Source organism: Paraburkholderia sp. BR10141 (assembly GCF_056155635.1).
Window position 1 is genome coordinate 189,571 of the sequence record NZ_JBMIQH010000014.1, and the last position, 12,485, is coordinate 202,055.

The window sequence follows — 12,485 nt, forward strand, 5'->3', positions numbered from 1 at the left end:
AGCGCGCGTTCAGAGCACGCGCACGAGAAACGAAAGCGCCATCGAAAGCACGAGCGTCGACATGAACGGCAGCGGATATTCGCGGCCGAAAATGCGCAGCGTGATGTCGCCCGGCAGCCGCCCGATGCCGAGCTTTCTGAGCCAGGGCTGGGCGCTCGAGAGAATTGCCACGGCGATGAAGGTGGTGAGAAACCAGCGGATCATGGTCGCGTGGCGTGAGCGTCAGAGTGTGTGGCTGCGGTCGCCGCGCGCAAACGCCGCGATGGTCTCGTCGATGCCGCGCGAAAACGCGATCACCTTGAACAGCTCGCCCATCTCGCTTTCCGATACGAGTTTCTGCACCGCGTTCGCGGCCGGCAGAAAGCGCTGCGCGTCGTGCGGATCGATCTCGCTCAGCACGTCGGTAATGCCCGCGTTCATCAGAAAGCGCGCCTGTGTGGTATAGCCGAGCAGGTCCGCGCCCGCTTCGACGCCCGCTTCGGCAATGCCCGTGAATTCCACGTGCGCGGTGATGTCCTGCAAACCGGGATAGAGGAACGGGTCGCCATGCGCGCGGTGCCGGTAGTGGCACATCAGTGTGCCTTGCGCGCGCTGCGCATGGTAGTACTCGTGGCGCGGAAAGCCATAGTCGATGAAGAAAGCCGCGCCGCGCTGGAGCATCGCGCAAACCGTGCGCGTGAAGGCGAGTGCGGCTTCGTGCGTTTCGGTCACGTAGTCTTCGCTGCCTTCCACGCCCGCGAGCGCGCTTGCGGGCCAGTTGGCATCGCGCCCGGAGTTCGCCGGCTGATCGGAAAAGACGAAGGCGCCTTCCGCGTTTGCGCTCACGCCGCGCTCGTGCCAGACGGCGTCCTTGCGCGAGAAGAGGCGCACCGGCATGGCGTCGAGCACCTCGTTGCCGATCACCACGCCTTCGAACTGCGCGGGCAGCGCATCGAGCCACGTCACGCGACTCAGCAGTGCCGGCGCGAGCTGCACGATGGTCTTGCGCTGGCGCTCGCGCAACTCGCCCGACAGATCGACGATGGCGTAGGAGTCGAACGCCACGCCTGCTGCGTCGAGTGCGAGCATCAGACCCGCCGCGAGGCGGCCCGTGCCCGCACCGAATTCCATCAGACGGTGCGTGCCGCTGGCGGCGAGCGCTTCGCCCACGGCGCGCGCGAGCGTCGCGGCAAAGAGCGGCGAAAGCTCGGGCGCGGTCACGAAGTCGCTGCCGTCGCCGGCAAAGAGGCCGAATTTGCGTGCGCCGCCGCCGTAGTAGCCGAGTCCCGGCGCATAGAGTGCGCGCTCCATGTAGCGGTCGAACGGGAGCCACCCGCCCGCCGCGGCGATCTCGGCGCGCAACGTGGCCGCGAGCGCCTCGGACTGCGCGAGCGCGATCGGCTCGGGAACAGGTAAACTATCGGGTTCGTGAGCTTTCGGATTCATCCCGACATTGTAAATGAGCGCAACTCCCGGCATCCGCCCGGCTGACGCCGACATGAGTGCATCCGACAACGGATCGCGCCCCGATTTTGGCGTAGCGGCGCCCGTCGTGCTGGTCACGGGCGGAGCACGCCGTATTGGCCGCGAGTTCTCGCTCGGCTTTGCGCAGCGCGGCTGGGACGTCGCGGTTCATTACGGCGAGTCGCGCGAGGCCGCCGACGAAGTCGTCGCGCAGATCGCGGCGCTGGGCCGCCGGGCTGTGGCGCTGCACGCCGACCTCGGCGACGAAGCCCAGGTGGCCCGGCTCGTGCCGGATTGTGTCGCGGCGCTCGGTCGTCCGGCGTGCGTGCTCAACAATGCCTCGCGCTTCGACGAGGACACCGCGCAGGATGTGGGCTACGCGAAGCTGCTGCAGCTGATGGCGATCAACGTGGGCGCGCCGCTCGTGCTCTCGCGCATGCTGTACGAGGCAACGCCCGAAGCGGCGGCGGACGACGAGACGCTGCGCCCATGTGTGATCAACGTGCTCGACCAGAAGCTGTACAACATGAATCCCGACTATCTGTCGTACACGCTGACGAAGGCCGCGCTGCAGAACGCCACCGTCGCGCTTGCCCAGGCGCTCGCGCCGAAGGTGCGCGTGGTGGGGCTCGCGCCCGGCCTGACGCTGCAGTCGGGCGACCAGACGCCGGCGAGCTTCGCCGCCGCGCACCAGGTTACGCCGCTCAAGCGCGCGTCGCGGCCCGCCGATCTCGTGGAAGCCGCGCTGTATCTGGCGCGGGCGACCGGCGTGACCGGCACGACGCTCGTCGTGGACGGCGGCCAGCACCTCCTGCCGCTGCCCCGCGACGTGATGTTTTTGACGGGCGGCTGACGCCCGAACGTGGATTGCATCTAGTTTTGCAACTAAATGCACAGCCCGCTGCCAGCAGAACGGCGAGCCAGCGGTGCTGACGAAGACAAAGGAATGCAAGCCGCCGCGCACGAGCGGTTTTGCAGACCGGCTGAACGACCCGCCGGGCGCGCCGCGCCGGCATACGTGCGAGAGAACGCACGCTTTTATCGACTGGAACCCGTATGTCCACCGTTTTGCTTCACCCCCGGCTCGCCGATTGCCGCCGGCTCTTCCTGCGCGACTACGAAGTGCACATCAACATCGGCGTGCATGAGTTCGAGAAGCGCGGCGAACAGCGCGTCATCATCAATGTCGACCTGTTCGTGCCGCTTGCTTCGACCACGCCGCAAGAGGACAAGCTGCGCGAAGTCGTCGACTACGACTTCATGCGCTCGACCGTCGCCGAACGCGTGGGCAAAGGCCATATCCATCTGCAGGAGACGCTCTGCGACGATCTCGCCGCGGCGCTGCTTTCGCACGAACTCGTGCGCGCGGTGCGCGTTTCGACCGAGAAGCCCGACGTTTATCCGGACTGCGACGCGGTGGGCGTCGAGGTCTTTCGCATCAAAGAGGACTGATTCATGAACGCCCCCGAAACGCTACCCGTTGGCGAGGACGCCGCGACCGAAGAGACGGGCCGCCAGGTGCTCACGCGCCGCGAGCAGAAGGAAGCCTACGAGAACAACAAGCTGTTCAAGCGCATCGTGCGTCAGGTCGGCCAGGCGATCGGCGACTACAACATGATCGAGAACGGCGACAAGGTCATGGTTTGCCTGTCGGGCGGCAAGGACAGTTACGCGATGCTCGACGTGCTGCTGCGCCTGCGCGAGCGCGCGCCGATCGACTTCGACATCGTGGCCGTGAACCTCGACCAGAAGCAGCCGGGCTTCCCGGAGCACGTGCTGCCCGAATATCTCGACAAGGTAGGCGTGCCGTACCACATCGAGAACCAGGACACGTACAGCATCGTCAAGCGCCTCGTGCCCGAGGGCAAGACGACCTGCTCGCTGTGCTCGCGTCTGCGTCGCGGCATTCTGTACCGCGTGGCGGGCGAACTGGGCGCGACCAAGATCGCGCTTGGCCATCATCGCGATGACATTCTCCAGACGCTGCTGCTGAACCTGTTCTACGGCGGCAAGCTCAAGGGCATGCCGCCCAAGCTGCAGTCGGACGACGGCAAGAACGTCGTGATCCGGCCGCTTGCCTATGTGAAGGAAACCGATCTCGAGAAGTACGCGGTGCTGCGCGAATTCCCGATCATTCCGTGCAACCTGTGCGGCAGCCAGCCGAACCTGAAGCGCGCGGAGATGAAGGCGCTGATCCGCGAGTGGGACAAGCGCTTCCCGGGCCGCGTGGAGAACATGTTCAACGCGCTAGGCAACGTCGTGCCTTCGCACCTCATGGACGCGAACCTGTTCAACTTCGCGGACCTGCGCGCGACGGGCGTGGCCGATCCGGCCGGCGACATCGCGTTCGACGAAGAACCGTGTTCCACCGACCCGGCGCCTGCGGAAGGCACGGCGATCAAGTTCACGCCGTTCGACGATCTTTGAGCCTTACCTCAGATCGTCTCTGTGGTTCTGAAACGCTCCGACCCCGCATCGGAGCGTTTTTACTTCCGCCTGTCGATCCGAAGAAAAGCAGTTGTAAAACAATGTTTTTCGGGGCACGAGAGCCCGGCCGGCCGGCGTGTCGGGGATATCCCGCATGCTAAAATCGGCCGCTTCATCCTCATTCAGTCACTGATGCAATGAACATCGTGATCCTCGCGGCAGGCATGGGCAAACGCATGCACTCCGCGCTGCCGAAAGTGCTCCATCCGCTCGCCGGCAAGCCGCTCCTCTCGCACGTCATCGATACTGCCCGCACGCTGTCGCCCACTCGCCTCGTCGTCGTGGTCGGCCATGGCGGCGAAGCCGTGCGCGAAGCCGTCGGCGCGCCCGACGTCCAGTTCGCGCTGCAGGCGCAGCAGCTCGGCACGGGCCACGCGCTCGCGCAGGCGCTGCCGCTGCTCGACGCGAACGTGCCCACGCTCGTGCTCTACGGCGACGTGCCGCTCACGCGCGCTTCCACGCTCAAGCGTCTCGTCGACACCGCTGGCGAGAACGGCTACGGCATCCTCACCGTCACGCTCGACGACCCGACCGGTTACGGCCGCATCGTGCGCGACGCGGCAGGCAAGGTCGAGCGCATCGTCGAGCAGAAGGACGCGAACGAAGCGCAGCGCAAGATCGCCGAGATCAACACGGGCATCGTCGTGACGCCGACCGCGCCGCTCGCGGGCTGGCTCGCCGCGCTGAAGAACGACAACGCGCAGGGCGAGTACTACCTCACCGACGTCGTGGAAGCCGCGATCGCCGCCGGTCACCCGGCCGTGACCGCGCAGCCCCACGACGAATGGGAAACGCTCGGCGTGAACAGCAAGCAGCAGCTCGCCGAACTCGAGCGCGTGCATCAGCGCAACGTGGCCGAGGCGCTGCTCGTGGCGGGCGTGACGCTCGCGGACCCGGCGCGCATCGACGTGCGCGGCTCGCTCACCTGCGGGCGCGACGTGTTCATCGACGTGAACTGCGTATTCGAAGGCGAGGTGACGCTGGCGGACAACGTGAGCGTGGGCCCGAACTGCGTGATTCGCAGCGCGTCGATCGGCGCGGGCACGCGCGTGGACGCCTACACGCATATCGAAAACGCGGCTGTCGGCGCGAACGCGGTGCTCGGGCCGTATGCGCGTCTGCGTCCCGGCGCGAAGCTCGCCGATGAAGTTCACGTGGGCAACTTCGTCGAGGTGAAGAACGCGAACATCGGCGTGGGCTCGAAGGCGAATCACCTGAGCTACGTGGGCGACGCCGATGTCGGCGCGGGCGTGAACATCGGCGCGGGCACCATCACCTGCAATTACGACGGCGCGAATAAGCACCGCACGATCATCGAGGACAACGTGTTCGTGGGTTCGGATACGCAGCTCGTCGCGCCCGTGCGCGTGGGCCGCGGCGTAACGATCGCGGCGGGCACGACGGTGTGGAAGGACGTGCCGGAAGCCACGCTCGTGCTCAACGAAAAAACGCAGATCGCGAAAACCGGCTACGTTCGGCCGGTGAAGAAAAAGAACTGAACGGTTGAATTGCGGGCGCCGCCTGTCGCGCGACAAGCGCGCGGCGCCCACGCCTCTCATTGCAAAGGATCGAATCCATGTGCGGCATCGTCGGCGCGGTTGCGCTTCGTAACATCGTTCCCGTCCTGATCGAAGGACTGCGGCGGCTCGAATATCGCGGCTACGACTCGTGCGGCGTGGCCGTCGTGACGGCCGACGGCCCGCAGCGCGTGCGCAGCGTGGCGCGCGTGGCCGAGCTCGACGAGCAGGTGCGCGAGGCGCACTTCGAAGGCGTGACCGGTATCGCGCATACACGTTGGGCCACGCACGGCGCGCCCACGGTGAACAATGCGCACCCGATCTTCTCGCGCGACACGCTCGCGATCGTGCACAACGGCATCATCGAGAACTACGAGTCGCTGCGCGAAATGCTGCGCGCGAAGGGCTACGAATTCGTTTCGCAGACCGACACCGAAGTCATCGCCCATCTGATTCACAGCCTGTATCAGGGCGACCTGTTCGCCGCCGTGCGCGCAGCCGTGCAGCAACTCGCGGGCGCGTATGCGATCGGCGTGGTGCACAAGAGCCAGCCGCATACGGTGGTCGGCGCGCGCGCCGGGTCGCCGCTCGTGGTGGGCTATGGCAAGGGCGAGAATTTCATCGCGTCGGACGGGCTCGCCATCGCGGGCAGCGCCGAGCACATCAGCTATCTGGAAGAGGGCGATGTGTGCGAGATCACGCTGGAAGGCGTGCGCATCGCCGATCGCGCGGGCAATATCGTGACGCGCGAAGTGCGCGACGTGCAGGCCTATGGCGCGTATGGCGGCGCGGTCGATCTCGGCCCGTATCGCCACTACATGCAGAAGGAAATCTTCGAGCAGCCGCGTGCGATCTCCGACACCATTCCCGCCACCGACGCCTTCACGCCCGAACTCTTCGGCGAGAACGCGGGCGAGGTGTTCAAGGGCATCGACAGCATCCTGATTCTCGCGTGCGGCACGAGCTATTACGCGGGCCTCACGGCGAAGTACTGGCTCGAGTCGATCGCGAAGATCCGCACCGATGTCGAGATCGCGAGCGAATACCGCTATCGCGAGTCGGTGCCGAATCCGCGCGCGCTCGTCGTGACGATCTCGCAGTCGGGCGAAACCGCGGACACGCTCGCCGCGCTCAAGCACGCGCAGTCGCTCGGCATGGCGCACACGCTCGCCGTGTGCAACGTGGCGACGAGCGCGATGGTGCGGCTCACCGCGCTCAAGTTCCTCACGCACGCAGGGCGCGAGATCGGCGTCGCGTCGACGAAGGCGTTCGCCACGCAGCTCGTCGGCCTCTTCATTCTCGCCGTCACGCTCGGCAAGCTGCGCGGCCATGTGAATGCCGAACAGGAAAGCGCGCACCTGAAACTGCTGCGCCATCTGCCGGCCGCGCTCAACGGCGTGCTCGCGCTGGAGCCGCAGATCATCGCGTGGTCCGAAGAATTCGCGCGCAAGGAAAACGCGTTGTTCCTCGGGCGCGGGCTGCATTACCCGATCGCGCTCGAAGGCGCGCTCAAGCTCAAGGAAATCTCGTACATCCACGCCGAGGCGTATCCGGCCGGCGAGCTCAAGCACGGGCCGCTTGCGCTCGTGACCGAGGCGATGCCCGTGGTGACGGTCGCGCCCAACGACGCGCTGCTCGAGAAGCTCAAGTCGAACATGCAGGAAGTGCGTGCTCGCGGCGGCCAGCTGTACGTGTTCGCCGACGCCGATACGCACATCACGAGCGAAGACGGCATCCACGTGATCCGCATGCCGGAGCACTACGGGCTGCTGTCACCGATCCTGCACGTCGTGCCGCTGCAACTGCTCGCGTATCACACGGCGTGCGTGCGCGGCACCGATGTGGACAAGCCGCGTAACCTCGCGAAGTCGGTGACGGTGGAGTGAGGTTGTTCGCGCGCTGATCGCGCCTGTTGAAAAAAGGGATGCCATAGCGGCATCCCTTTTTTATTGGCCGATCGCGGCAGAAGGCGTTGAGAGGCCTCTCAAGCGGCTGCCGCGACCCGGCGCGTGGTCAGGGGTGATCAGACGCCCTGCGCCGGTTCTGGGGGCGCACAGCGCGCTCGTCGGGACCATGCGCCTGTCCGCCATGGCGAACCTCTGCCGAAACGCCGCTGGACGGTCATAATGTCGCCGTTCGATCAAGGAGGCGAAAGTGGCAAACGTGGCGCAATCCCGGCAACCGGGGCAGTCCGGCAGACTCCCCCGCCTGTTCGTGTTTTCCGGTGCGGGACTGTCTGCGGAAAGCGGCATTTCGACGTTCCGCACCGGCGACGGCATCTGGTCCCATGCGAGCATCGACGAGGTGTGCAATTACCTCACGTGGCGCCGCAACCGGCCCGCGGTGTTCCGTTTCTACAACCAGCGCATCGCCGAATGCGGCGACGCGCGCCCGAACGCCGCCCACGAACGGCTCGCGAAGTGGCAGGACGCCTGGGGCACGGAGCGCGTGCATCTCGTCACGCAGAACATCGACGACATGCTCGAGCAGGCCGGCGCGCGCCAGGTGACGCATCTGCACGGCGACATGATTTCGCTGCTGTGCACCGATTGCGACTATCGGTTTCCCGTGTCCGGCCGCGCGCTCGATCCGCAAGCGGCCTGTCCGTCCTGCGGGCAGGTGGAGGGCGTGAAGCCCGGTGTAGTGTTTTTCAACGAGGCCGCGCCCGAGTACGAGACGCTCTGGCGCATTCAGAGCGACATGACGCCAGACGATCTCTTCATCGCCGTGGGGACGGCATTCGAGGTGATCCCGCCCGAGCGGCTTCTGCCGCCTGCGCGTTGCGGGCATTACGCGCGCAATTTCCTCGTCGATCCGGCGCCACAGCGCACGGAATGCTTTGGCGTCGTCGAGGCCAAGCCCGCGACCATCGGTTTGCTCGACCTCGAGCCGACGATCGAGCGGATGATGGCGGGCGTTTAGCCCCAAGGTGTTCCTCACGCGATGCATTCAGCAAGGGCGTGCCTCCTCGGGGCACGCCTTTTTTCATTGCGCATGCGTGGGACACTTGAACACAGCGTGGAATGACTTTGCGCGAATGCGCAGCACGCGAACGAAGCGAGCGTCGCGTATATCCCCATAGTCTTTTCAGTATTTATATTTATAAGTAGTAGCAGTTAACAAGTCCTGGCATTAACTGTGGACAACACGAAAATTGCCTGTCGGCTCATACCGATGCAAAACGGATAGCCATGCGGACAAAGCTTGTACGCGTTGCGAGCTGCTGGGATAACTTTTCAGGCCGCAACGCCAGGTGCGTGGTTATCAAGAAGTGGTCCACAGGTCGTTCGCCAGGTCGTCCCCAGGTTGTCCAGAGGTGGGCGTGGATAACCTGGTTCGGCGCGACGCAATTACGCGTTATCCACACGAAAAAAATGGCGCCACTCGAAAGCGACGCCATTTGTCGAAATAGTGCGGAGCGCGAGATCAACGCCAGAAAATCATGGCGCGTTTTTACGCCGTTTCGGCAGGTTGCGCAGCGGCGCGCTGCTTCGCGAGCATGCGCGCTTGCCAGGCCGGCAGGAGCTGGCAGGCGAGCAGGCCGGCGAGCATGAGCGCGCAGCCGGCGAGTGCGCGCGGCGTGAGCGTTTCGCCGAGTGCGGCCCAGCCCGCGAGCGCGGCGAACACGCCTTCCATGCTGAAGATCACGGCGGCGTGCGCGGGCGCGGCGTCGCGCTGCGCGACGACCTGCAGCGTATAACCGATGCCCACCGAAAGCGCGCCGCCATAAAGGATGGTGGGCGCGGCGCGCACGATGTCGGCCGCGCGCAGCGGTTCGCACGCGAGCCCGATCGCAAGGCACACCACGCCGCAGGCGACGAACTGCACGATCGAAAGCGCGAGCGGATCGTGGCGCGGCGCGTAGTGGCCCACGAGCATGACCTGGATCGAGATCACGAGCGCGCAGCCGAGCTGGTACCAGTCGCCGTACATCACCGAAAAGTGCTCGTTGATGCTGAGGAAGTAGAGCCCAACCGCGGCGAGCGCGGCGCCGAGCCATGTGCCGACGCCGGTGCGATGGCGCAGCAGCACGCCGAGCATCGGCACGATCACGACATAGAGCGAACTGATGAAGCCGGCGTTGGCGATCTTCGTGTAGCCGAGTCCGATCTGCTGAAGCGAGATGGCGACGGCCAGCACGAGGCCGAGCACGGTGCCCGAGCGCAGCAGCGTGCCGTTGAACAGCGCCGGCGCCGCCGTGTTGCCGCGGTCCGCAGCGCCGCGCCCGCTGGTGCGGCGGCGTGCGAGCAGAAAGACCGAAACGACGCCGGCGCCCAGCAGGAAGCGCAGGCCGGTGAACAGGAATGGGCCGATGGCGTCGAGGCTCAGGCGCTGGGCGACGAACGCCGAGCCCCAGATCAGGGCGGCGGTCAGCATCAGGAGATTGGCGCGCAGGTGGCGGCGGGAGGCGGATTGCAAGCGGAGATCTCTTTTCGCGGGGAACTGTCAATCTGGCCCGAATTCACTTGGAGCAGGCCAATTCAGCGTATTACGTGAAAAAACAACGAACATCCGGAAAACGGACGCGTAAAGGCCGATCGTATCCGAATTGAAAGGGAATTGTCTCCCGGAAAATACACCCGGCCATTAGCGGATGACAAACGCCCTACGCTGCGTAATACTGCTTCGCGCGAAACGCCCGCCCAGATCGGCAAGCGGATCGTTTTGCGGTTTCACGCTGTTCTAATTCACAACGTGCCGGTCATTATTTGTCAGGTTTTGGGGAACAACAGATGAAAAAGATTCTCGCCTCGCTCATCGCAGCATCGTTCGCACTGGTCACGGCTTCGGCATTCGCACAAGACGCTTCGGCTCCCGCTGCGACCGCACCGGCAGCCAGCGCGCCCGCAAAGGCCAAGAAGCAGCACAAGCAACTCAAGCACCACGGCAAGCGTGCCGCTGTGTCGGAAGGCGCATCGGCCGCCGGTACGGCAGACAAGGGCCAGGCAAACTAAAGCGCCCGTCAGTCGTAAAAAAGCCAGAGCAACTGCTCTGGCTTTTTTTTGCGCGTTCGCCGCGGGTGCGAACTCAGGACGCTTCGCGTGCGAGCCCGGCCTCCAGCAATTCCGTCAGCAGCCCGTTCACGCCGCCGGGATGACCCTCGGCGCGCGCCTTCAGCTTGTCGACGAGATCGGCGTTGAGCTTGCACGCGAAGGGCACGAGCCCTTGCGCCTGGTCCAGCTTGCGCTGTTCGCGGCGGTCCAGCGCCGGTTGCGCCGCACCCTTGCCGAAGCGGTCGGGCCCGCTCTTGTGCGTCGCTTGCATCAGTTTCAGTGCCTTGTTCTTCTCAAGGTCGGTTTTCTTCATGGCCATATGTCGTGCTCCGGTGTTGGGCGGTGGCGCGCATTGTACGCAAACGCCCGCGTGCGTCCATCGCGGCGACTGGTCTCGTGAGCGCCAGTCAGCCGCATCGAGTACCCGTGAATACCACTACGCGTCGCCACCGCGATCCGGTCCCTCATGGCCGTTGTGGCGCTCGAGCCGGTCATGTGCCGCGTGCGCCTCGTTCACGGGGCGCGTGAGGCCGTCGATCAGCGTGCGCATGCGCTGCCAGTGCGAGCCTTCCCAGAACACCCGCCGGCAGACGTCGCAGGTCACGAAGCGCGTCTGCCGGTCGTAGACGCCGGCGGGCACGCGCTCGCGCACCGCGGCTCGCTCGATCGGCCGCAGTGGCGAGTTGCACATGAGGCAGAGGCGGAACGGCCGCGCGCTCGCGGCGAGGTCGAGCCGCTCGAAAATCTCGTGGACCTGGGCGCGCGGCTTGAGCGCGCGCACGTAGCAGCCGTGCGTGATGCTGCGCCGCTTGAGCAGTTCGCGGTCGCGCGTGAGGACGATGCGGTGTTCGGCGGCGGCGAGCGCCTCGATCTCGTCGTCGGGGAAGTGGTTGTCGTAGAGCGTATCGAAACCGGCCAGCCGCAGCAGTTGCGCGAGGCCGCCCAGATGCGCGTCGGCGACGAAGCGCAGTTCGCGCAGCGGCGCGTCGCGCACGCGCAGCAGCGGCCGGATGTCGAGCGCCTCGAACTTCGGGTAGACGGCCACGCGGTCGCCGTCCGCGAGCGCATGGTCGAAACCCACCGATTCGCCGTTCACGAGGATCAGTTCGACCTCCGTGTGCGGCACGCCGAGCGCTTCGATCATGTGTTTCGCCGTCGCGTTGCGCGCGCAGGCGCAACTGAACGCACGCCGGCGCAGCGGCCGCGCAAGAAAGTCGTTCAGCTCCTCGTAAAAACGGAAGGTGGCGGTGACCATGCCAAGCAGTATCGCACCGCCTGCCACAGCGCGCGTGCGTTCGCGCGGCGTGAGGGCCCGCCTGCAGCGTGGCCCGTCTTGTGCTGTACTGCACCTTTGCCCCGGGTTTTCCCTCGTTTTTCATGGAAGGAGCAGGCGATGGACATCGGATTTATCGGTCTTGGCGAAATGGGCGGTGCGATGGTCGGCAATCTGCTGAAGGCGGGCCACACGGTGCGCGTGTGGAACCGCACGGCCGCGAAGGCGCAGGCGCTTGCCGACGCGGGCGCGCGCATCGTCGGCACGCCGGGCGAGGCCTTCGCCGGCGACGCCGTGTTCTCGATGCTCGCCGACGACGCCGCGCTACGCGAGGTCATCGACGCGACGCTGCTCGACCATGCGCCACAAGGGCTCGTGCACGTGAACATGGCGACCATCTCTGTCGCACTGGCCGAAGCGCTAGCACAGGCCCATGCCGGGCGTGGCCTGCACTACGTGGCGGCGCCGGTGCTCGGGCGCCCGGACGCCGCGCAGGCGGCGAAGCTCACGATCATGGCGGCAGGCGCGACCGAGGCGATCGACCGCGTGCAGCCGCTGTTCGACGTGATCGGCCAGAAAACGTGGCGCGTGGGTGCTGTGCCGCAGCAGGCGAACGTGATGAAACTCGCCGCGAACTTCATGCTGGCTGCGGCAGTCGAGTCGCTCGGGGAGGCCGCGGCGCTGCTCGACGGCTACGGCGTCGCCATGCGCGACTTCCTCGACGTCGTGACGGGCGGCCCGTTCCCGGGCCCGGTGTATGCGGGCTACGGC

General features: G+C 65.9%; 13 protein-coding genes. 8 read left to right on the forward strand and 5 right to left on the reverse strand.

Annotated features, from left to right (window positions below; translation table 11 throughout):
- Positions 1-9 precede the first annotated feature (9 nt).
- Entirely contained in the window at positions 10-204 is a 195-nt protein-coding gene (locus ACOJB8_RS20830) for a DUF2905 domain-containing protein (protein WP_158758829.1), read from the reverse strand.
- Positions 205-222: 18 nt separating this feature from the next.
- On the reverse strand, positions 223-1,425 hold the full coding sequence (locus tag ACOJB8_RS20835; RefSeq protein ID WP_475013989.1) for a class I SAM-dependent methyltransferase: 1,203 nt from the start codon (positions 1,423-1,425) through the stop codon (positions 223-225).
- A 52-nt stretch (positions 1,426-1,477) separates the two neighbouring features.
- On the opposite strand from ACOJB8_RS20835, the gene ACOJB8_RS20840 reads away from it, so the two are divergent.
- The 6 genes from ACOJB8_RS20840 (at position 1,478) to ACOJB8_RS20865 (ending at position 8,369) form a co-directional block, all read left to right on the forward strand.
- Positions 1,478-2,296 (forward strand): SDR family oxidoreductase, encoded by an 819-nt coding sequence (locus ACOJB8_RS20840; protein ID WP_069264255.1) that lies wholly within the window; start codon positions 1,478-1,480, stop codon positions 2,294-2,296.
- Between the two features lie 203 nt (positions 2,297-2,499).
- Positions 2,500-2,895, forward strand: coding sequence for a dihydroneopterin aldolase (locus ACOJB8_RS20845; protein WP_069264253.1), 396 nt, complete (start codon positions 2,500-2,502; stop codon positions 2,893-2,895).
- A gap of 3 nt (positions 2,896-2,898) precedes the next feature.
- Positions 2,899-3,870, forward strand: coding sequence for a tRNA 2-thiocytidine(32) synthetase TtcA (gene ttcA / locus ACOJB8_RS20850; protein WP_475013991.1), 972 nt, complete (start codon positions 2,899-2,901; stop codon positions 3,868-3,870).
- A gap of 197 nt (positions 3,871-4,067) precedes the next feature.
- On the forward strand, positions 4,068-5,429 hold the full coding sequence (gene glmU, locus ACOJB8_RS20855; RefSeq protein ID WP_475013993.1) for a bifunctional UDP-N-acetylglucosamine diphosphorylase/glucosamine-1-phosphate N-acetyltransferase GlmU: 1,362 nt from the start codon (positions 4,068-4,070) through the stop codon (positions 5,427-5,429).
- Positions 5,430-5,506: 77 nt separating this feature from the next.
- Positions 5,507-7,333 (forward strand): glutamine--fructose-6-phosphate transaminase (isomerizing), encoded by a 1,827-nt coding sequence (gene glmS / locus ACOJB8_RS20860; protein ID WP_475013995.1) that lies wholly within the window; start codon positions 5,507-5,509, stop codon positions 7,331-7,333.
- Between the two features lie 268 nt (positions 7,334-7,601).
- A complete protein-coding gene (locus tag ACOJB8_RS20865; protein WP_342949232.1) occupies positions 7,602-8,369 on the forward strand; it encodes an SIR2 family NAD-dependent protein deacylase in 768 nt (255 codons plus the stop codon).
- 531 nt (positions 8,370-8,900) lie between these two features.
- Here the strand turns inward: ACOJB8_RS20865 and ACOJB8_RS20870 are convergent.
- Positions 8,901-9,866 (reverse strand): DMT family transporter, encoded by a 966-nt coding sequence (locus ACOJB8_RS20870; protein ID WP_342949233.1) that lies wholly within the window; start codon positions 9,864-9,866, stop codon positions 8,901-8,903.
- Between the two features lie 314 nt (positions 9,867-10,180).
- On the opposite strand from ACOJB8_RS20870, the gene ACOJB8_RS20875 reads away from it, so the two are divergent.
- The gene (locus tag ACOJB8_RS20875; RefSeq protein WP_028203426.1) at positions 10,181-10,402 is read left to right on the forward strand and encodes a hypothetical protein; all 222 of its coding nucleotides are present in this window, start codon (positions 10,181-10,183) and stop codon (positions 10,400-10,402) included.
- 73 nt (positions 10,403-10,475) lie between these two features.
- Here ACOJB8_RS20875 and ACOJB8_RS20880 read toward each other — a convergent pair whose 3' ends face one another.
- The gene (locus ACOJB8_RS20880) at positions 10,476-10,760 is read right to left on the reverse strand and encodes a hypothetical protein (RefSeq protein WP_368606126.1); all 285 of its coding nucleotides are present in this window, start codon (positions 10,758-10,760) and stop codon (positions 10,476-10,478) included.
- Positions 10,761-10,877: 117 nt separating this feature from the next.
- Entirely contained in the window at positions 10,878-11,696 is an 819-nt protein-coding gene (locus ACOJB8_RS20885; RefSeq protein WP_069264244.1) for a Mut7-C RNAse domain-containing protein, read from the reverse strand.
- 138 nt (positions 11,697-11,834) lie between these two features.
- Here ACOJB8_RS20885 and ACOJB8_RS20890 point away from each other — a divergent pair.
- The coding region (locus ACOJB8_RS20890) for an NAD(P)-dependent oxidoreductase (RefSeq protein ID WP_475013999.1) at positions 11,835-12,485 on the forward strand (651 nt) is incomplete at its 3' end.